The organism is Microbacterium sp. 1154, assembly GCF_031455375.1.
Classification (GTDB): domain Bacteria; phylum Actinomycetota; class Actinomycetes; order Actinomycetales; family Microbacteriaceae; genus Microbacterium.
Map to the genome: position 1 here is coordinate 1,029,517 of NZ_JAVDSN010000001.1, position 18,654 is coordinate 1,048,170.

Consider the following 18,654-nt stretch of genomic DNA (forward strand, 5'->3'; position numbering starts at 1 on the left):
CGCCGCCGCCGGCTATCCGTCACCGCGCGGCCGTGTCGGCATCCGGATCCGAGAACGGCCCGCACGCGGCGATCACACGGCGAAGGCTCACCGCGGCCTCCCACGCGTCGAGGGACTCTTCGTGTGCGTCGATGGAGCGGAGGCTCCCGGTGTATTGCGTGAGGGACTTCTCCGCTTCGCGCAGCTGACCGGCGGTGGCCTCGGGCTCCGGGGGCGTCGTGACCAGCCGCGAGACCGCAGCGATCGCGTCGGCGAGGACGCGTCGCACCTCGGCGGGTAGGCGGGTGTCGACCTCGGGACCGGCGGTGAGTCGCGCCAGCGCCGCGGCCAGTTCGCGGGTCGCGTCGGCCGTGCCGGTCAGGGCGTCGAGGCGTCGCCGACCGAGATCGCGCGGTGTCTTCACGCGGCGGCCGCGCGGGTTGTAGCGGCGGCTCTCATCAGCGAGGTCGACCTCTTCGCGGACGTCGGCGAGGGTGGCCTCGAGGTCGGCGGCGGCCCGGTCGGCCGCCTCGGGGTCGAAGGAGCGACCCGCGAGCGACGACGACATCGCCCGCAACGCCTCGCCGAGGTCGTCGCGGAGCCGGCTCAACCGGTCATCGGCCTTCTTCACCCGCAGCGGCGGCACGACGAGCAGGTTCACCACGACCCCCACCACCACGCCGAACGCCATCGTGACCAGATACGACACCGAGTAGCCGTCGGGGTCGGCGCCGCCGAGCAACAGCACGAAGAGTCCGGCGATCGCCACCCAGTCCCGCCCCACGCCGAGGGCGCGCACGCCCGCGAGCAGCACTCCGATCAGGATCACGGCGGCGACGGCGACGATGCGGGGCAGGCCCATACCGACGACGGCGAGGCTGGCGAGGCCCAGGCCGATGCCGAGCGCGAGACCGACCACGGCCTGCACGCCGCTCGAGGCGGAGCGGGCGACCGTCGGGTACATGCTGACGAGCACACCGAGCGGGGCGTAATACGAATACTCGCTCTGCGCCAAGGGGACGAAAGGGGCGAGGTACCAGGCCAACGCCGCAGCGGCGGCGGTCTTGGCCGCGAGCAGCAGCCGGTCGGCGGTGATCGCATCGGACCACCATCGGCGGGGATCGAAGGAGGCGGGGACGGTCATGAGCGGAGGGTGCGCGGGCGAGTCGACACCACCCCATGCTCCGTGCCGGCGACCGAACCACCGCGGGGGTTGCCCCCATCGGAAGGCCGGGTTAGGCCTCAGCGGCCGGGGCGATACGCGTCCCAGAGAACGCGGGAGTGGCGGGCCTTCGCGCGCTCGACCCCGTCCTCATCGTGGCGGGCGGCGCTGATCCACTCGGCGAGACGGCTGGCCATGGCGCCCAGCACCATCGTCAGGTCGGCGTGAGCGGCGGGGGGTACCGCGGCCTCGGCCGCTGGCATCCGTCCCTTCGGCGCGAGCTCGTCATCGACGTGCCGAAGGACGAGGCGCGCGACCCCGACGGCGTGGCTGTTGACGACGCAGTGCGCGGCCCCCTCGATCTCCCACCGCCGAGCCTTGTGCGCGCGGGCCACGAGGCGCGAGTGCAGGCGGCGGGGGGAGGGGCGGTCGTGCTCTCCCCGAATCAGCAGCAGCGTCGCTCGTCCCGCGCCGATGCGGTCCGAGATGCGGTAGCGCAGCATGTGCGGGAGCGCCTCGAAGAAGTAGAGGAACCCGCACAGCAGGTAGGCCGACACCGCGAGCAGGGCGATGTGGATGGACTCCCGCACCGTGGACTGCACGAAACGCACGCCCTGGACGATCGCGTTCGACTCCGCCTCGTCGACGACGGGGCTCACCAGCACCGCGTGCGAGAGACCGGGCCGCCGAGCCAGCACCTCGGTGACCACCTGCGTGCCCATCGAGTGGCCGATCAGCACGGGGTCGTCCAGACCGTAGTGGTCGAGCACCCCTTCGACCTGGTCGGCGAAGAAGGCGGCGCTGGGGGACTCCCCGGATGCCGGGACCCCGCCGAACCCCGGAAGGTCGAGGGCGTACACCTCGCCCTTCTCGGCGAGCAGGGGCGCGAGGAACTCGAAGTACGTCGAGGCGACACCGATGCCGGCGATGAGGACGAAGGACCGCCCGGTATCCGCCTGGGTGGACACGCGCGTCACGCGTGTGCGGGCCGGGCCGCGGCGAAAGGTCTGGACGTCGACGTCGGCGGGGCGCTCGGTTTCGGGCATCGCCCCAGGATGCCCTACCCGCCCGGGCGGCGTGTCAATCCCGGTCCCCGTGTCGGATGCCCCGCCTAGCCTTCCCTCATGAGCGATACCTCCCGTGAAGAAGAGACCCTGGGTGCCGTCCGCGAGGGCGACAACCCCGCCGAGAAGGATCCGTCCGACTGGGTGACCGGCGACGAGCCCATGACCGCCCCGCAGCGCAGCTACCTCGACACGCTCGCGCGCGAAGCCGGTGAGGAGATCCCCGCCGATCTGACCAAGGCCGAGGCCTCGGAGCAGATCGACCGCCTGCAGAACGAGACCGGCCGCGCCACCGAGTGACCTCGAGGCGTCCCGCCACCTGGTCGTCAGGACGCGCGGGGCGCCTCTTCGTCTGCCGAGATGTCGTCGATGTCCTGCTGTTCTCCGCGGGCGATGTCGTCGAGGAAGTCGGCGACGATTCGTCGTTCGGCCGGGCCGAGGCGTTCTGCCGCGGCGGCTGCCGAGGCGCTGCGTACGGACAGGATGCGTCGAGCGGGGGAATCGGCATGGATCGTCTCGCGCACCACGATGGAGCGCCGGTCACCCGGATAGGGCACGCGCTCGACCCATTCGGCATCTGCGAGCCGGTCGATGAGTGCCGTCGTCGCCGCCGACGAAATGCCCAGCATCGACGCGAGCATGCGCGGGGTCACGGGCTCGTCATCGTCCGAACGCTGCAACAGGAACCGCAAGACCTTGGCGTCGTTGGGACCGATGCCGAGAGAGTGCAGAGCGTGACGCTCGGACGCGATACCGGAGTCGGTGAGGCCGTTGAGAGCCTTGACGACGTCGTCGGCGGAAGTCGCGTCTGCCATCTTTCCTCCTCAGATCTCTCGGCGGGTTAGTGTCTTCGGCGCCAATCAAGTAGGTAACCGTTGTACTTCGATGGTACCCGTCCCTCACGTGCACCGGCAGGGGGCTGCGCGCGGACTGGCATAAGATGCCCAGGTGGAATCAGGGTCCGAGTCGCGCTACTGGTACGGCGCGAGCGAAGAGGATCGTCGTCGTCGAGCGGTGGAGGTCCTCCAGGCTTTCCGCGTCTACCGCGCCGCCGAGGTCGCGATGCGTCGTCGCACGCGCGAGTCGATGTCGATGGGGGAGAACGAGTTACTCGTCCTGCGCTACCTCATCCGGGCTGCCGGCCAGAACCGTCAGGTCTCGCCGAGCGAGCTCACCCGGTACCTCGGGGTCTCCACGGCCTCGACGACCGCGATCGTCGACCGTCTCGAGAAGACCGGCCACGTGACCCGCGTCCCGCACCCGACGGACCGTCGCAGCATCTTCATCATGGCCACCGCCGCCAGCGACGACGAGGTCCGCGCGACGCTCGGATCGATGCACAGCCGGATGATGGCGGCGGTCGTCGACATGAGTCCCGAAGACAGTGCCGCGGTGATCGCCTGCCTCGGACGGCTCCAGGATGCCGTCGACCAGGTCGACCCGCACCCCGTCGACGCCGACTCCGCCCACTGAGATCGCGGACTGCCGTCACCTCAGGAGCCGGTCGGACTCGGTTCGTCGACGAGAAGCAGACCACCGGACGAGTTCGCCGACGTCGCGAGCGCCTCGACCCAGGCGCGACTCAGGAGCGCCGGTTCCGGCTCGTCGAAGACGAACCGCAGCGGAATCGACGGGTGCAGCCACACGGTGCTGCGCCCCACTTCCTGACCGGGACCGTGCGTCCACGACAGGGTGAAGCTCTCGCCGCGGCGCAGCTTGGTCGCGATGACCACCTTGACGTGCGCCAGAGCGCGATCCTCGATCTCGATCGGCGTCGCGACGTCGCCGTAGTAAAGCGTTCCCACACCGGCACGTTAGCCGTGCGCGAACCACCTTTCGACGGGGGTTGATTTCGCACGCCCGGACGTGGCATCCCGGAAAGCGGCCGGACGTGCGTTCCTCGGATAGGCTCGGGGGCATGGGTAGATTCATCTACGACACCGTTGCCAACGCGGTCGACATCGATGACCGCACGCTTGCGCACCTGCGCATCGTCGTGATGAACAAGCTTCGGCGTTCCGAGTCGTTCATGTTCGACGTCGAGGTCGGCGACGGCAGCGGTCGGCGCAGCTTCTGGATGCACCCCTCCGTGCCGATCCAGTTCCACTTCTACGGCAGCCGTCAGCCGCGCATCAACCGCGTCTGGGTCGAAGACCTCATGCTCGCGGCATCGGGTCCGAACGGTCTGGCGATCACGCCCGAGCCCAGCGAGGACGCCCTCGTCGAAGAGGGCTGAGCCTCAGCTCTTCTCGGCCTCCTCGGCCGGACTGATGTCCTCGGGCACGAGCATGATGCCGCCCGACGAGTTCGCGGAGTCGGCGAGTCGCTCGATCCACTCGCGGCTCAGCGTGGTCGGCTCGCTGTCGTCGAAGACGAAGCGGAGGGGGATCGCCGGGTGCAGCCAGAGCGTGCTGCGACCGCGTTCCTCGTCGTCGCGGTGGCGCCACGACAACGTGAAGCTCTCGCCGCGGCGGAGCTTGGTCGAGATGACGACTTTCAGGTGAGCCAGGGCGCGGTCCTCGATGTGGACGGTCGTGCCGCTGCCGCCGTAGTGAATGGTCCCCATGACGCCCACGATACGCCAGAGGGCGCCACGGATACGCGGCGGGATGCCAGGTGTCAAGACCGCCGGGCGTGGTGGGCACGCCTGACACGCTGGGGAGATTGCACGGAAGGAGGGCGCCGTGACCAATCCCCCCACACCTCGGCATCCCGAATGGTGGAACGACCCGGACGATCTCCCGGATGTGTTCCAGGGCTTGATCGGCATCGACGTCATCGACGGCGAGCTGGTCCCTCGAGCGACCGCGGAACCACCCCGGGGGTGATGCTCCCAGCGGCCTCGTAGTCGGGGTGGCTACGGTCGAGGGCATGTCGGACCCGCTGGACGAACAGCAGATCACGGTCTCGAGCGCGGCCCTGCGAGCCATGCGCGACGAGTTCCAGCGATTCCTCATGGAGTACCGTTTCGGGCTCGCCGAGGTGGAGACGAAGATCTCGATCCTGCGCGAAGAGTTCCAGGAGATGCACGCGTACAACCCGATCGAGCACGTCTCGAGCCGGGTGAAGTCGCCGGACAGTCTCGTGGACAAGGTCCGTCGCAAGGGCATCGAGACCGACTTCGACTCGATCCGCGCCTCGATCACCGACATCGCCGGCATCCGGGTGACGTGCAGCTTCATCGACGACGCGTACCGTCTCTCGAACCTGTTGACCCGGCAGGACGACATCACCGTGCGGGACGTGAAGGACTACATCGCCCACCCGAAAGCGAACGGCTACAAGAGTTTGCACGTGATCGTGGAGGTGCCGGTCTTCCTGTCGACCGGACGCGTCGACGTGCCCGTCGAGGTGCAGTTCCGCACGATCGCGATGGATTTCTGGGCCAGCCTCGAGCACAAGATCTACTACAAGTACGACCGTCTCGTCCCCGACGAACTGCTCGCCGAGCTCAAGAACGCCGCGGACACCGCCGCCGAGCTCGACACCCGCATGGAGCGATTGCACCGCGAGATCCGCGGAGCGCATCCCGGAGTGGTCTCGCTCTGACGCGGGCGACACAATGGAGCGATGAGCGACGACGACCCCCGCGTGGACCAGGTCGCCGTCGAACTCCTCGTCCTCCCGCCCTCGCGCTTCACCGCCGCCCGTAACGAACGGGCCGCCGCCGAGGGGGGAGCCGTCGGGCGGAGAGTGGCGAAGCTGCGCAAACCCACGGTCGCCGCCTGGGCGGTCAACCTGCTCGTGCGCGACGGGCAGCTCGGCGAGGCGGTCGAGCTCTCGCGTGCCCTGCACGAGGCGCAGGAGGATCTGGATGCCGCCGAGCTCGGGCGGCTGGGCCGCCAGCGCCGGCAGCTGGTCTCCGCGCTCGCCCGTCGGGCGGGAGAGCTCGCCGCCGAGGCGGGCGTCCCGCTGAGCGGGGCGATGTCGGACGCCGTCGAGAAGACGGTGAACGCCGCCGTGGTCGACGCGACGGCGGCGGCGGCCGTCCTGACCGGACGCCTGGTGTCGGCGATCGACCTCGCCGAGCTGCAGGACGGAGCGCTCGGGGAGGCGGTGGCAGGTTCCGTCCCGAACGATGTGCCGCAGCCGGCGCCCGCGCGCGACGACCTCGCCTCCCGCCGAGCGCGCAAGGCGGCGGAGCGGGCTGTGCGCGACGCGGAGCGCGCCAAGGCCGACGCCGACCGTGAGAGCGCCGCCGCCGATCGACGCGTGGACGCGGCGACCGAGCGGGCGACGCGCGCCCGCGAGCGGGTGGAGGGCCTTCGCGCCGACCTGGAGCGCGCCGAGAAGGACGCCGCCGAGGCCGACGCAACGCTCGCCCAGCGCACGAGCGAGCAGACCCGCGCGCGCGATGCCGTCCGGGCCGCGGCCGACGCCGTCGAGCGCGCCGAAACCGCACGTGACGAAGGGCTCGATCGATGAGCGGATCCCTGCTGTCCACGCTCCTCGACGAGGCCCGCCGGCGCCTCTCCGACGCTCCGCGCGAACGGCTCGGCGAGCTGCAGGAGGGGCGCCGGCTCCTCGGCATCCCGCGGGCTGCCCGCATCACGCCGCGCGGGACGGCCTGGCATCTCGGGGCCCTCCTGCTCACCGACGATGCTCTGCTCGCAACGGGCGACATCGTGCGCTCGCGCCCGGAGGTGCGGCGCGGGTTCGCGGCGGAGTCGCAGCGTCGCCGCGCGGAACTGTCGGCGGCGGCGGCGAGGGGTGGCGTGCCCGAGGGGGAGACCGTGCACATCGGTTGGCAGGTCATCGACCCGACCGCGGTCGGTGCGTCGACGACGCCCGTAGCACTCCGCGACGGCGAGACCCTCGTGCGGTGGAGCGCGGCCGGGGGCTACATGCCGTTGGGGCGGTACCTCGACGAGCGCATCGAGCTTCTGCGCCACCCGCCGGAGCGGGCCTGAAGACCCTCGCGCATAGTCGGGGGTAGACCACCTGTCAACAGCCGTCACCGTCGCGGTTCGCGGAAACGACGCTGGTCTATCGTGAGCGACGTGCAGCAGGTATGGCCAGGATCCAGTTATCCCCTCGGGGCCACTTACGACGGTAACGGGACGAACTTCGCCCTGTTCAGTGAAGGAGCAGAAAAGGTAGAGCTCTGCCTCTTCGATGAGGACGGAACGGAGACGTGCTTCGAGCTGATCGACGTCGACGCGTTCGTCTGGCACGCCTACCTTCCCAACATCCTCCCGGGCCAGCGGTACGGCTACCGCGTGCACGGGGAATACGACCCCGCGAACGGCAAGCGCTTCAACCCCGCGAAGCTCCTCCTCGACCCCTACGCCAAGGCCGTCGAGGGTCAGGTCGACTGGGGCCAGGCCGTCTTCAGCTACGAATTCGGCGATCCCGACTCGTTCAACGACGAAGACTCCGCCGCGCACATGATGAAGGGCGTGGTCGTCAACCCGTTCTTCGACTGGTCGGGCGACCGCCAGCCCAAGATCCCGTACGCCGAGTCCTTCATCTACGAGGCGCACGTGCGCGGCCTCACCCAGCTGCACCCCGACGTGCCGGAAGAGCTGCGCGGCACCTATGCCGGCATCGCCCACCCGGCCGTCATCGACCACCTGAAGAAGCTCGGCATCACCGCGATCGAGCTCATGCCGGTGCACCAGTTCGTCAACGACTCCACCCTCGAAGAGAAGGGGCTGTCGAACTACTGGGGCTACAACACCATCGCTTTCTTCGCCCCGCAGAACACCTACTCCTCGACCGGTGACCACGGCCAGCAGGTGCAGGAGTTCAAGGCCATGGTCAAGGCGCTGCACGCGGCGGGCATCGAGGTCATCCTCGACGTGGTCTACAACCACACCGCCGAGGGCAACCACATGGGCCCGACCCTCTCGATGCGCGGCATCGACAACGAGGCCTACTACCGCCTCGAAGACGACGACAAGCGCTATTACACGGACTACACCGGCACGGGCAACAGCATGAACGTGGGCAACCCCCACACGCTGCAGCTCATCATGGACTCGCTGCGCTACTGGGTGCTCGAGATGCACGTCGACGGCTTCCGCTTCGACCTCGCCTCGACCCTCGCGCGCGAGTTCTACGAGGTCGACCGCCTCGCGGCCTTCTTCGAGCTCGTGCAGCAGGACCCCATCGTCTCGCAGGTGAAGCTCATCGCCGAACCGTGGGACGTGGGCCCCGGCGGATACCAGGTCGGCAACTTCCCGCCCCAGTGGACCGAGTGGAACGGCAAATACCGCGACACGGTCCGCGACTTCTGGCGCGGTGAGCCGCAGGCGCTCGCCGAGTTCGCCTCGCGTCTCACCGGCTCGGCCGACCTCTACGAGCACTCGGGCCGCTTCCCCGTGGCATCCATCAACTTCGTCACCGCCCACGACGGCTTCACGCTGCGCGACCTCGTGTCGTACAACGAGAAGCACAACGAGGCCAACGGCGAAGACAACAACGACGGCGAATCGCACAACCGCTCGAGCAACATGGGCGTCGAAGGTCCCACCGACGACCCCGAGGTGCTCAAGCGCCGTGCGCAGCAGCAGCGTAACTTCATCGCGACGCTGCTGCTCAGCCAGGGCGTGCCGATGCTGCTGCACGGCGACGAGCTCGGTCGCACGCAGGGCGGCAACAACAACGGCTACGCGCAGGACAACGAGATCACGTGGCTGGACTGGTCGAACATCGACACCCCCCTCATCGAGTTCACCGCGGCCCTCGCCCGTCTGCGCAAGCAGCACCCCACCTTCCGCCGCAGCCGCTTCTTCGACGGCCGCCCCGTGAAGATGGAGGAGGGCGCTCCGGTCCCCGACGTGGTGTGGCTGCGTCCCGACGGATCGCTCATGCAGCCCGAGGACTGGGACAACGGCTTCGGCCTGGCGGTGGGGGTCTTCCTCAATGGTCAGGGCATCCGCGAGCGTGACCGTCGCGGCGAGTCGATCAGCGACGACCACTTCCTCGTGCTGTTCAACGCGGGCGACGACAAGGTCGACTTCCAGCTGCCCGACTTCGAGTACGCCCCGAGGTGGGACGCGTACGTCGACACCGCGGGAGAGCGCGCCAACACCGAGCCGCTGAGCCCCGGTGAGACGCTGCCGCTCGAGCCCAAGTCGCTCATCGTGCTGCGCGAGCACCACCTGCCCGAGCCCGAGGTCGACCACTCCGTCGCGGCTTCGCTCACGGCGCAGATCCAGGTGATCGGCACCGACGACCTGCCCGGCCAGGCGCCCAAGCCGGAGCTGTGAGCGACATGCGGCATCCGCTTTCGACCTATCGCCTGCAGATCCGCGAATCGTTCACCCTCGACGACGCCGCCGAGGTCACGGGGTATCTCCGTGACCTCGGGGTCTCGTGGGCGTACCTCTCGCCGATCCTCGAGGCCACACCCGGTTCGGACCACGGGTACGACGTCGTCGACGTCACGCGGGTCGACCCGGCCCGCGGTGGCGCCGACGGACTCGAACGATTCGCGGAGTCTGCTCGGGCCCAGGAGCTCGGCATCCTGATCGACATCGTGCCCAACCACATGGGCGTCTCGGAACCGCGCACGAACGCCTGGTGGTGGGACGTGCTGCGCCGGGGTCGGGCGTCGGCCTACGCGGATTCCTTCGACATCGACTGGGAGTTCGGTGGCGGCAAGGTGCGCGTGCCGGTGCTCGGCGACGACCTCGACGCGGTCATCGCCGAGATCTCGTATGACCCGACGCCGGCCGACGATGCGCCCGACGGACTGGTCCGCTACTACGACCACGTCTTCCCCGTCGCCCCGGGCACGGGGACCTCGGACGTCCGTGCCCTGCTCGACGCGCAGAACTTCGAGTTGCGCTTCTGGCAGGACGAAGCGGACGACCTCAACTACCGCCGCTTCTTCGCCGTGACCACCCTCGCGGGCGTGCGCGTCGAACTGCCCGAGGTGTTCCAGGCGACCCACGCCGAGATCCTGCGCTGGGTACGCGAGGGTCTCGCCGACGGTCTGCGCGTGGATCACCCCGACGGTCTCGTCGACCCGGGCGGGTACCTCGACCAGCTCGCCGTCGCGCTCGAAGAAGCGGGCGAGGGAGAAGTCGGTTACGTGCTCGGCGAGAAGATCCTCGAACACGGCGAAGCGTTGCCGTCGTGGTGGAAGACCGCCGGAACCACGGGGTACGACGCTCTTGCCGAGATCGACCGTGTGCTGACCGACCCCGCGGGCGAGGCGGCGCTCGACGCGCTCGACGCGCGCTTGCGCACGGACAGCGACCTCGAGCCCCTCACCGGCTGGCACGACCTCATCCACGACACCAAGCGCAAGATCGCGGACTCCATCCAGGTGTCCGAGATCCGTCGCCTGGTGCGCGGCCTTCCCTCCGGGCTCCGGGAGGAGTTCGGGGCCGAGACGCTGCAGGATGCGCTCGCCGAGATCCTCGCGTGCTTCCCGGTCTACCGCTCGTATCTTCCCGCCGGTCGCGCCCACCTCGACGCCGCTGCCGGCGAGGCCGAGGTGCGCCGCCCCGAGCTCGGCGACGTGATCGAGAAGCTCGTCCCGGTGCTCAGCGACACGAGCCTCGAGGTCGCCTGGCGCTTCCAGCAGACGACCGGACCCGTGATGGCCAAGGGCGTCGAAGACACGGCGTTCTATCGCTACACCCGCTTGGGTTCGCTCACCGAGGTGGGCGGCGACCCGGGGGAGTTCTCCCTCGACGTCACCGGCTTCCACACCGCGCAGGCCCTGCGCCACGCGTCGTGGCCCACGGCCATGACCACCCTCTCGACGCACGACACCAAGCGCGGAGAAGACACCCGCGCCCGCATCGCCGTGCTGGCCGAGATCCCCGAGCGCTGGGCCGAGGTGCTCGCGGAGTTCCGCGGCATCGCCTCGACCGGTCACGGTCCGTTCGACGCGCTGCTGTGGCAGGCGATCGTGGGGGCGTGGCCCGAGTCGGAGTCCACTCCCGAGGGACGGGAGGTCTACCGCGAGCGTCTGCACGCCTACGCCGAGAAGGCGGCGCGCGAGGCGAGCGAGGTCACCGGGTGGTGGGAGCAGGACGAGGCCTTCGAGGAGCGCATGCACGCGGTCGTCGATGCGGCCACGGGTCCCGCTGCCGAGCGCGTGCGCGCCTTCGTCGACGAGATCTCGCCCGCGGGCTGGTCGAACGGTCTGTCGGCCAAGCTGCTGCAGATCATGGGCCCGGGCGTCCCCGACGTCTACCAGGGCTCCGAACTGTGGGAGCAGTCGCTCGTCGACCCCGACAACCGTCGCGCCGTCGATTTCGTGGAGCGTCGTCGACTGCTCGCGTCGCTCGATGCCCCGGGCGCGACTTTTCCGGCGGTGGATGCCACGGGAGCGGCCAAGCTGCTCGTGACCTCACGTGCGCTGCGTCTTCGTCGGGAGCACCCGCTCAAGATCTACCGTCCGCTGGAGGCAGCGGGTGTGGCGGCCGACCACGTCGTCGCGTTCGACCGCGGCGGGGTGTTCGCGGTGGCGACGCGCCTGCCCCACGGCCTCGCGGCTGCGGGCGGCTGGCGCGACACCGTGGTGCTGCTGCCGGACACCCCCGTCATCGACGTGCTGACCGGTCGCTCCTTCTCCGGCGGCCCGGTGCCCCTGGCCGACCTGCTGGCGTTCTATCCGGTGGCTCTGCTGATCTTCTGAGTCTTCCGCCGCGTGAGGGGCCATTTGTTGTCGCCTCACGCGGCGTTGGGCGACACTTTTTGACCCCTCACGCGGAAGGAAAACCCCCATGAGCATCGAGGTTTGGGCGCCGAAAGTCTCGCGGGTGCGGGTGCGCCGGCTGGACGACAGCGGCGACACGGTCGTCGAAGACATCGAGATGGAGAGCGCCGCCGACGGGTGGTGGACGGCGCCGATCGACCTCGCGGACGGCGAGCGGTACGGCTTCGTGCTCGGCGACGGCGACGACCTGCGCCCCGACCCGCGCTCGCGGCGCCAGCCGGGTGGCGTGCACGAGGCGTCGGCGTGGTTCGACCCCTCGGTCTACGCCTGGAACGACACCGCGTGGACGGGCCGGCAGCTCGCCGGCGGCCTGATCTACGAGCTGCACCTCGGCACCTTCACCCCCGAGGGAACTCTGGATGCCGCGATCGGCCGCCTCGACCACCTCGTCGACCTGGGAGTGACGCACGTCGAGCTGCTGCCGGTGAACGGCTTCAACGGCACGTGGAACTGGGGCTACGACGGGGTGCTCTGGTACACCGTGCACGAGGCCTACGGCGGACCCGAGGCGTACCAGCGGTTCGTCGACGCCGCCCACGCGGCCGGTCTCGCGGTCATCCAGGACGTCGTCTACAACCACCTCGGACCCTCGGGCAACTACCTGCCCGAGTTCGGCGAGTACCTGCGCGAGGGCAGCCGCAACACCTGGGGCGACTCGGTCAACCTCGATGAGGACGCCGTGCGCGCGTACATCGTCGAGAACGCGCTCATGTGGATGAGCGACTACCACGTCGACGGACTGCGCCTCGACGCGGTCCACGCCTTGCTCGACCACCGCGATCCGCACGTGCTGCAGGAGATCGCCGAGCGCACGGACGCGCTGTCGGCGCACCGCGGCATCCCGCTCACGACCATCGCCGAGAGCGACATGAACGACCCGAAGCTGATCCTCCCGCGCGAGGCCGGCGGATACGGCCTGACCGCGCAGTGGTCGGACGACTGGCACCACACGGCGCACGTCGCCCTCACCGGCGAGACGATCGGGTACTACGAGGACTTCGCCGACCTCGAGGCGTTCCGCAAGGTCAGCGAGGGCGGGTTTTTCCACGATGGGACGTACTCGTCGTTCCGCGAGGAGAAGCACGGCAACCCCATTCCCGAGGACGTGCCGAACTGGCGCCTCGTCACCTTCGCGCAGGATCACGACCAGATCGGCAACCGTGCCGCCGGCGACCGACTGTCGCAGACGCTCGGCTACGACCGCCTGGCGGCCGCCGCCGTCCTCACCCTGACCGCGCCCGGCACGCCGATGCTGTTCATGGGTGAGGAGTGGGGCGCCACGACCCCGTGGCAGTTCTTCACGTCGCACCCCGAGCCCGAGCTCGGCAAGGCCACCGCCGAGGGACGCATCGCCGAGTTCGAGAAGATGGGCTGGGACGAGTCCACCGTTCCCGACCCGCAGGACCCCGCGACCTTCGAGAACTCGAAGCTCGATTGGGACGAGGTGGGCGAGGGCGACCACGCCCAGCTGCTCGGTCTGTATCGCGAGCTCGCGAAGCTGCGGCGCGAGCGTCCCGAGTTGACCGACCCTTCTCGTGAGGGACTGTCGGCGCAGGCGCGCGAAGCGCAGGGCGGCCGGGTCTACGAGCTCCGGCGCGGCGACCTCGTGGTGATCGTCAACCTCGCGGATGCCGAGGCCTCGACGTCGGTGGTGTCCGGCTCGCGCGTCCTGCTCGCCACGGCCGAGGGTGTCGTGCTCGACGGCTCCGAGGTGACGGTGCCCGCGGGTGCGAGCGCGATCGTCGGCCCCGCTCTCTGACGCTGTTCGAACGGCCCCACCCGCAGACGGGGTGGGGCCGTTCGTCGTTCTCGCGGGGTTGACGGCCCCCACGGCGGGTGGGAGCGTGGGTGCACCTCACGAAGGAGCGGAACATGGATGCCGGACTCGTCGCTGCCCTGTCCACCAGCGGTCTCGTAGTGATCGCCGCCGCCGCGATCGTCCTCGCCGCGGTCCGACGCCCGCGCGCAGGGTGGGGGACTGCCCGCCACCGTCCCGACAGCGAACTCGGCCGCGCTCGTGCGGAGATTCAACGGCAGATCGACCTCGGCCGCTCGTAGTCCGCCGCCGGGTCAGCCGGACACGGCGAACAGGCCCGCGATACCCAGGGCGTAGAGGACGAGGACGACGAACGAGTCCACGCCCATGCCGAGAATGCGTCGCTGCGGGCGGAAGATCAGACCCACCACGTACACGAGGGTCAGCAGGGCCGCCAGCGCCGTGAGGTAGATGTCGGCACCGTTCGCGCGCGGGAGGACCGCGGATCCCGAGATGACGGTCGCCAGCAGGAACAGCACGGGCAAGAAGGCGTTGCCGCCGAAGATGTCGCTGATCGCAAGGTTGTCGTCGCCCTGTCTGATCGCTTGCAGGCCCGTCGAGATCTCGGGGAGCGATGTCGCGAGAGCGAGGACGGTCGCGCCGAACAGCACCCCGGACAGGCCGATCTGCGACGATGCCGCGTCTCCCGCGCGCTCGAGGACGACGCCGGCGACAAGCGTCGCCAGAGCCGAGACCGAGAAGACGATCGTCGCCTTCTTCGTGCTCATCCGGTTGCCGCTGTCGGCCTTCGACGGCTTCGGACTCGCATCGGGGGCCCGCCCGTCCTCGTGCCAGGGCAGATGTGACCCGGCGCGCTGCACCAGGAGCAACCCGACGACCCACAGCGCCGCGATGAGCACAACGTCGGGGGTCAGCCGCAGCACCTCCAGCCCGTCCGGTAACTGGCTCCCGGCGATCACGACGGCGAGGACCGCCACCACGACCACCCCCTCCAGAACGAGGGTGAGGGATGCCGCCCGGTAGGTGAGCGGCTTCACCCCGCGCCCCCGCTTACCGAAGGCGTCGAGGATGACCAGCACCACCGTCTGCAGCGCGATCCCACCGAGGATGTTGCCGACGGCCACCTCGAGATTGCCCGAGACCGCAGCCGACACGGTGATCGCGATCTCGGGGAGATTCGTCGCCACGGCCAGAACGATCAGACCACCCAGCGCGCTCCCCAGGTGAAGCCGCGCATCGAGCACGTCGGTCGCCTTGGACAGCTGAATCCCGGCGACCCACACCACGGCCGCGGCCGCGACGAAGATGACGACGAGCAGGGCGAAGGGGAGGGAGTCCACGCGACGATTGAACTCCCCGAGGCCCTGGCATCCGCCCCTCTTGCGGGAGGGATGCCGGGGGTCTAGGCGTTCAGTCGACGCTCGGGCGGATGAGGCGCAGCACGCGAACGATCGCCGGCGGCAGCAGGACGACCACGGCGACGATGAGTGCGGTCACGCCGATCGGTGCGCTCTGGGGCTCGCCGGTGAAGCGCTCGATGGCGAGCCAGCTCAGACCCCAGGCCAGGGCGAGCGCGGGGGCGAGGCGCCATGAGCTGCGCCACGCGATCGCCAGCCCGATGAGGGCCACCGCGATCAGGACGACGATGCCGATGGCATCCGCGGCTCTCTCCCACTCCGCGGGCACGATCGTCGTCAGCCAGGCGGCCGTGTTGGCGACGGTCGCGAGGGTGACCCAGCCGAGGTGCAGCCCCGTGACGCCGTCGATGAGGACGGCGTCGACACCGCCCCCGCGCGGCTCGCGGGTCGCGACGGCCATCCGGAAGGTCCAGCCGAGCGCCGCGAGCAGGAGGACGATCACGACGACGGTCAGGAACAGCGTGCCGAAACGCGCTGCGACGAGCCAGAGACCGTTCAGGGTCATCGTCAGGGCGATCAGCCAGCCGAGGGCGCGCTGACGCGGGTTCGTGCGTTGACCGGGGAGGGCCTGCCAGATCGCGTAGGCGATGAGTCCGAGGTAGATGACCGACCAGATCGAGAAGGCCGGACCCGCGGGGGCGAGGTAGGAGCCGTCGGTGTTGAGGGCTCCGCCCTGCTGATCCTGCACCGCGGAGGCGCCGAAGGCCCCGGCGCCGATCACGGCCGCGATGAGCATGAACGTCACGGCGGAGAGGACGACGATCTGACGAGCGAGGTCTCTGCCCCGCCGCTGTGCTGCGGTGTTCATACAGAGAACACTAGAAAAGCTAGGTAAATGAGGGGATCGGGCTTGACATCGCGCAGAGAACGGTCGATGCCCGACGCACTCGTCGGGGTGACGACCTCAGGCGGCGACGGAGCGCGCGGCGAACGAACGGAGGAGCCGCGTGGGCTGCTCGACCGAGGCGGTGCGCACGTGCGCCGAGACCTCGTCGAAGGCATCGGCCTCGAAATACCCCGCATCGCGGTAGACGACCATGCGCGCCACGAACGCATCGGTGGTGGGCTCGGGGTGGAACTGCGTCGCCCACAGTCCCGAGCCGGCGCGGTAGGCCTGCACAGGACACGCGTCGTTCTCGGCGAGCAGCGTCGCACCCGGGGGTACGGTCGCCGTGCCCTCCTTGTGCGCGGTCAGCGCCTCGAAACGCGGTTCCAGGATGCCGAACAGCTCGTCGTCACGGCCCGCCTCGGTGAGCACGATGTCGGTGGGTCCGGTGCCCTCGGGGTGCCGCAGGCTCACGTGCCCGCCGAGCAGGCGTGTGACGACGCCGATGCCGAAGCACGTGAACAACGCATTCGTGCGGCCCTCGATGGCGGCGCCGGCCACGCGTTCCAGATCGCGCTCGAGGCGTCGCTGCTCTGCGGTCTTGTGGGGATCGGTGACGTTGAACGGGCTGCCCCCGACGACCACCGCGGCGTACTGGTCGAGATCCGCGGGGAGAGGATCACGCACGAGATCGTGATGGACGAGGTCGTCGTCTCGCACGCCCAGGCCATCGCGGAACGAGGCCCACTCGGCCACCGCCGCCTCACGCTGCGGGCGGACGCAGACATAGAGCAACGAAGCGGTCATCAGGGAATTCTACGCGCGTGGTCCTGCGCGCAGACGGGGGGTGACACGAAGGGAAACGTGGGTGCGCGGGTACCCGGTCAGCGCGAGGACCGCACGGTACGGCCGCGCACGACACCCACGAAGGCGTCGACGTCGGGGGTCGTGCGGTCGCGGAGCCAGGCGAGGGCGACCGTCGAGCGTGGACCGTCCCGCAGAACCCGGTACTCGACGTCGCGGCGCTGGTGAGCCCGGGCGAGCGACATCGGCACGATCACGACACCGACCCCCGCGGCCACCGTCGCGATGGCCTCGGCGGTGTCGGCCGGGGCGGCGAACGCCGGGGCGACGGCATCCGGTATCGACAGGTGCAGGACGTCGTCGGCGGCGACGATCACCACCTCGCCCCGCAGATCGGAGAGCTCGAGCTCGTCGGCGGCGGTCAGGTCGGAGTCGGTCGACATGACCACGACGGGCTCTTCCTCGTAGAGGGGGATCACATGGATGTCGTCGGACTCCTCGACGGGCAGGCGGACGAGGGCCGCGTCGACGCCGGCGAGCGCCTCGATCTGGGTGGCGACGGCGATCTCACGAAGTTCGAGATGCACGTGCGGCATGCGCTCGCGCCACAGGCCGATCCATTTGCCGGGGGTCGCTCCGGGGATGGCGCCGAGGACGAAGTCGCGCGGCGCCTCCCGCGGCGGTGGGGTGGGGCGCTCGGCCCGGGGCTTCGGCTTCGGCGTGCGCGCACGGCCCGACGCGGAGGGCTTCGCACCGCCCGCCCGTCGAGGAGCGCCACCGCGCCCGCGGGACCCACTGCCGTTCGCCATGGTTCCAGGCTAGCCGCGCGGCTAACGTAGAAGGCATGATCGGCATCCTTGCGCTCGTCTTCGCGGGACTCGCAGCCCTGCTCCACGTGTACATCTTCGTGCTCGAGAGCGTGCGGTGGACGCAGCCGAAGACGTGGAAAGTCTTCGGCATCGCCGACCAGCAGACGGCGGATGCCACGCGGCCGATGGCGTACAACCAGGGCTTCTACAACCTGTTCCTCGCCGTCGGCGCGATCATCGGCGTCGTCTTCTGGGTCGTGAACGGCATCGGCGACGTCGCCGGACGCACGCTGCTGATCTTCTCGCTCGGGTCGATGCTCGCCGCCGCCCTCGTGCTCGTCACGTCGGGCGCGAAGTACCTGCGACCCGCCAGCATCCAGGGGACTCTGCCCCTGATCGGGCTGGTTCTGGCGATCTTCGCCTGAGGTCGAGCGGTCCCCCGAGACGCGAAAACCCGCACGCTCCGAAGAAGCGTGCGGGTCGTGGATGCCGCGACGGGCGCGGCTGCGTCAGGCTGCCAGTCGCAGTCCCCGGCGGTCCGTCGCGACGGCTTCGCCGTCGTTGATGATCTCGTCGTCGCCGATGAGGGAGCCCACCGCGATGCGAGCGTTGTGGCCGACCTGGGTGCGGACGCCGATGTGGGCGCCGGCGCCGATGACCGCTCCGGCGCAGATGTGCGCGTGCGGCTCGATGTGAGCCTCCGGTCCGATCACCGCGTCTGACTCGATCCAGGCGCCGCGGCCGACACGAACACCCGCGGCGATCTGCACGCCGGGTTCGACGTAGGCGCCGTTCTCGACCAGCGCCGACGGGTGGACCTTCGCGCCGTGCGCGACGAGTCCGCGACCGTTGACGTGCTTGCGGTATCGCAGCGTCTCACCGTGGTCGTTTTCGATGTCGATGTAGTTCTTTCCCACGATCCCCTCCGGTCGGTCATCGGGTTGAGCCGACATGTATCACAACGGGTCGGGAATGGAGTTCATTCCCTGGAATGCTTCTTCGTCGCCGTTACCGTGATCGGTTTCCTCGATGTCGAGGAAAGGGCGACGCGCGGGGTGCGGCGTGGAGTTGTCCCCCTGTTCTCGCACGCTGGGAGAAAGGAGCCGGGCGGGTTGACACGGGCCGAAGAAAGG

General features: G+C 69.7%; 22 protein-coding genes. 12 read left to right on the top strand and 10 right to left on the bottom strand.

From position 1 onward, the window contains the following. Window positions 1–19: 19 nt before the first annotated feature. Complete coding sequence (locus J2X55_RS04720; RefSeq protein WP_115915966.1) at window positions 20–1,123, bottom strand: FUSC family protein; 1,104 nt, start codon at window positions 1,121–1,123, stop codon at window positions 20–22. Between the two features lie 98 nt (window positions 1,124–1,221). Further along, complete coding sequence (locus tag J2X55_RS04725; protein ID WP_115915965.1) at window positions 1,222–2,187, bottom strand: alpha/beta fold hydrolase; 966 nt, start codon at window positions 2,185–2,187, stop codon at window positions 1,222–1,224. 78 nt (window positions 2,188–2,265) lie between these two features. Here J2X55_RS04725 and J2X55_RS04730 point away from each other — a divergent pair, with 78 nt between their 5' ends. Further along, a complete protein-coding gene (locus J2X55_RS04730) occupies window positions 2,266–2,505 on the top strand; it encodes a DUF3072 domain-containing protein (RefSeq protein ID WP_115915964.1) in 240 nt (79 codons plus the stop codon). Window positions 2,506–2,531: 26 nt separating this feature from the next. Here the strand turns inward: J2X55_RS04730 and J2X55_RS04735 are convergent, their stop codons facing one another. Further along, entirely contained in the window at window positions 2,532–3,020 is a 489-nt protein-coding gene (locus J2X55_RS04735) for a MarR family transcriptional regulator (protein ID WP_309822121.1), read from the bottom strand. 133 nt (window positions 3,021–3,153) lie between these two features. On the opposite strand from J2X55_RS04735, the gene J2X55_RS04740 reads away from it, so the two are divergent. Then, window positions 3,154–3,678 carry a MarR family transcriptional regulator gene (locus tag J2X55_RS04740; RefSeq protein ID WP_115915962.1) on the top strand — a complete coding sequence of 175 codons (525 nt, stop codon included), beginning with the start codon at window positions 3,154–3,156 and terminating at the stop codon, window positions 3,676–3,678. A 20-nt stretch (window positions 3,679–3,698) separates the two neighbouring features. Here J2X55_RS04740 and J2X55_RS04745 read toward each other — a convergent pair whose 3' ends face one another. Next, entirely contained in the window at window positions 3,699–4,010 is a 312-nt protein-coding gene (locus tag J2X55_RS04745) for a hypothetical protein (protein ID WP_115915961.1), read from the bottom strand. 113 nt (window positions 4,011–4,123) lie between these two features. On the opposite strand from J2X55_RS04745, the gene J2X55_RS04750 reads away from it, so the two are divergent. After that, window positions 4,124–4,441, top strand: coding sequence for a hypothetical protein (locus J2X55_RS04750; RefSeq protein ID WP_056226105.1), 318 nt, complete (start codon window positions 4,124–4,126; stop codon window positions 4,439–4,441). Window positions 4,442–4,444: 3 nt separating this feature from the next. Here the strand turns inward: J2X55_RS04750 and J2X55_RS04755 are convergent, their stop codons facing one another. Beyond that, the gene (locus tag J2X55_RS04755) at window positions 4,445–4,771 is read right to left on the bottom strand and encodes a hypothetical protein (protein WP_309822122.1); all 327 of its coding nucleotides are present in this window, start codon (window positions 4,769–4,771) and stop codon (window positions 4,445–4,447) included. Window positions 4,772–4,889: 118 nt separating this feature from the next. Between J2X55_RS04755 and J2X55_RS04760 the strand changes: the two genes are divergently transcribed. The 8 genes from J2X55_RS04760 to J2X55_RS04795 all read left to right on the top strand — a co-directional run bounded on the left by J2X55_RS04760 (window position 4,890) and on the right by J2X55_RS04795 (window position 13,945). After that, complete coding sequence (locus J2X55_RS04760; RefSeq protein ID WP_309822123.1) at window positions 4,890–5,033, top strand: hypothetical protein; 144 nt, start codon at window positions 4,890–4,892, stop codon at window positions 5,031–5,033. A 43-nt stretch (window positions 5,034–5,076) separates the two neighbouring features. Continuing rightward, window positions 5,077–5,754 carry a GTP pyrophosphokinase family protein gene (locus J2X55_RS04765; protein WP_115915960.1) on the top strand — a complete coding sequence of 226 codons (678 nt, stop codon included), beginning with the start codon at window positions 5,077–5,079 and terminating at the stop codon, window positions 5,752–5,754. Window positions 5,755–5,775: 21 nt separating this feature from the next. After that, the gene (locus tag J2X55_RS04770; RefSeq protein ID WP_309822124.1) at window positions 5,776–6,630 is read left to right on the top strand and encodes a transposase; all 855 of its coding nucleotides are present in this window, start codon (window positions 5,776–5,778) and stop codon (window positions 6,628–6,630) included. Then, complete coding sequence (locus tag J2X55_RS04775) at window positions 6,627–7,115, top strand: glutaminase (RefSeq protein ID WP_309822125.1); 489 nt, start codon at window positions 6,627–6,629, stop codon at window positions 7,113–7,115. Before J2X55_RS04770 ends, J2X55_RS04775 begins: the two co-directional genes overlap by 4 nt. A gap of 81 nt (window positions 7,116–7,196) precedes the next feature. Then, entirely contained in the window at window positions 7,197–9,419 is a 2,223-nt protein-coding gene (gene glgX, locus J2X55_RS04780) for a glycogen debranching protein GlgX (RefSeq protein WP_309822126.1), read from the top strand. A 5-nt stretch (window positions 9,420–9,424) separates the two neighbouring features. Beyond that, complete coding sequence (gene treY / locus J2X55_RS04785) at window positions 9,425–11,806, top strand: malto-oligosyltrehalose synthase (RefSeq protein WP_309822127.1); 2,382 nt, start codon at window positions 9,425–9,427, stop codon at window positions 11,804–11,806. A gap of 88 nt (window positions 11,807–11,894) precedes the next feature. Further along, complete coding sequence (treZ, locus tag J2X55_RS04790; RefSeq protein WP_309822129.1) at window positions 11,895–13,646, top strand: malto-oligosyltrehalose trehalohydrolase; 1,752 nt, start codon at window positions 11,895–11,897, stop codon at window positions 13,644–13,646. A gap of 113 nt (window positions 13,647–13,759) precedes the next feature. Beyond that, complete coding sequence (locus J2X55_RS04795) at window positions 13,760–13,945, top strand: hypothetical protein (protein ID WP_309822133.1); 186 nt, start codon at window positions 13,760–13,762, stop codon at window positions 13,943–13,945. A gap of 12 nt (window positions 13,946–13,957) precedes the next feature. On the opposite strand, the gene J2X55_RS04800 is transcribed toward J2X55_RS04795, so the two are convergent. The 4 genes from J2X55_RS04800 to J2X55_RS04815 all read right to left on the bottom strand — a co-directional run bounded on the left by J2X55_RS04800 (window position 13,958) and on the right by J2X55_RS04815 (window position 17,521). Continuing rightward, on the bottom strand, window positions 13,958–15,004 hold the full coding sequence (locus J2X55_RS04800; RefSeq protein WP_309822134.1) for a sodium:calcium antiporter: 1,047 nt from the start codon (window positions 15,002–15,004) through the stop codon (window positions 13,958–13,960). A 70-nt stretch (window positions 15,005–15,074) separates the two neighbouring features. Further along, the gene (locus J2X55_RS04805; RefSeq protein ID WP_309822135.1) at window positions 15,075–15,890 is read right to left on the bottom strand and encodes a tryptophan-rich sensory protein; all 816 of its coding nucleotides are present in this window, start codon (window positions 15,888–15,890) and stop codon (window positions 15,075–15,077) included. 96 nt (window positions 15,891–15,986) lie between these two features. After that, complete coding sequence (locus tag J2X55_RS04810; RefSeq protein ID WP_309822137.1) at window positions 15,987–16,715, bottom strand: glutamine amidotransferase-related protein; 729 nt, start codon at window positions 16,713–16,715, stop codon at window positions 15,987–15,989. 77 nt (window positions 16,716–16,792) lie between these two features. Further along, window positions 16,793–17,521: a LysR substrate-binding domain-containing protein gene (locus J2X55_RS04815; protein ID WP_309822138.1), complete on the bottom strand. Its 729-nt coding sequence runs from the start codon at window positions 17,519–17,521 to the stop codon at window positions 16,793–16,795. A gap of 35 nt (window positions 17,522–17,556) precedes the next feature. Here J2X55_RS04815 and J2X55_RS04820 point away from each other — a divergent pair, with 35 nt between their 5' ends. Further along, window positions 17,557–17,946 carry a DUF1304 domain-containing protein gene (locus J2X55_RS04820; protein ID WP_115915951.1) on the top strand — a complete coding sequence of 130 codons (390 nt, stop codon included), beginning with the start codon at window positions 17,557–17,559 and terminating at the stop codon, window positions 17,944–17,946. Between the two features lie 84 nt (window positions 17,947–18,030). Here the strand turns inward: J2X55_RS04820 and J2X55_RS04825 are convergent, their stop codons facing one another. Continuing rightward, entirely contained in the window at window positions 18,031–18,438 is a 408-nt protein-coding gene (locus tag J2X55_RS04825; RefSeq protein WP_056226142.1) for a transferase, read from the bottom strand. Window positions 18,439–18,654 lie beyond the last annotated feature (216 nt).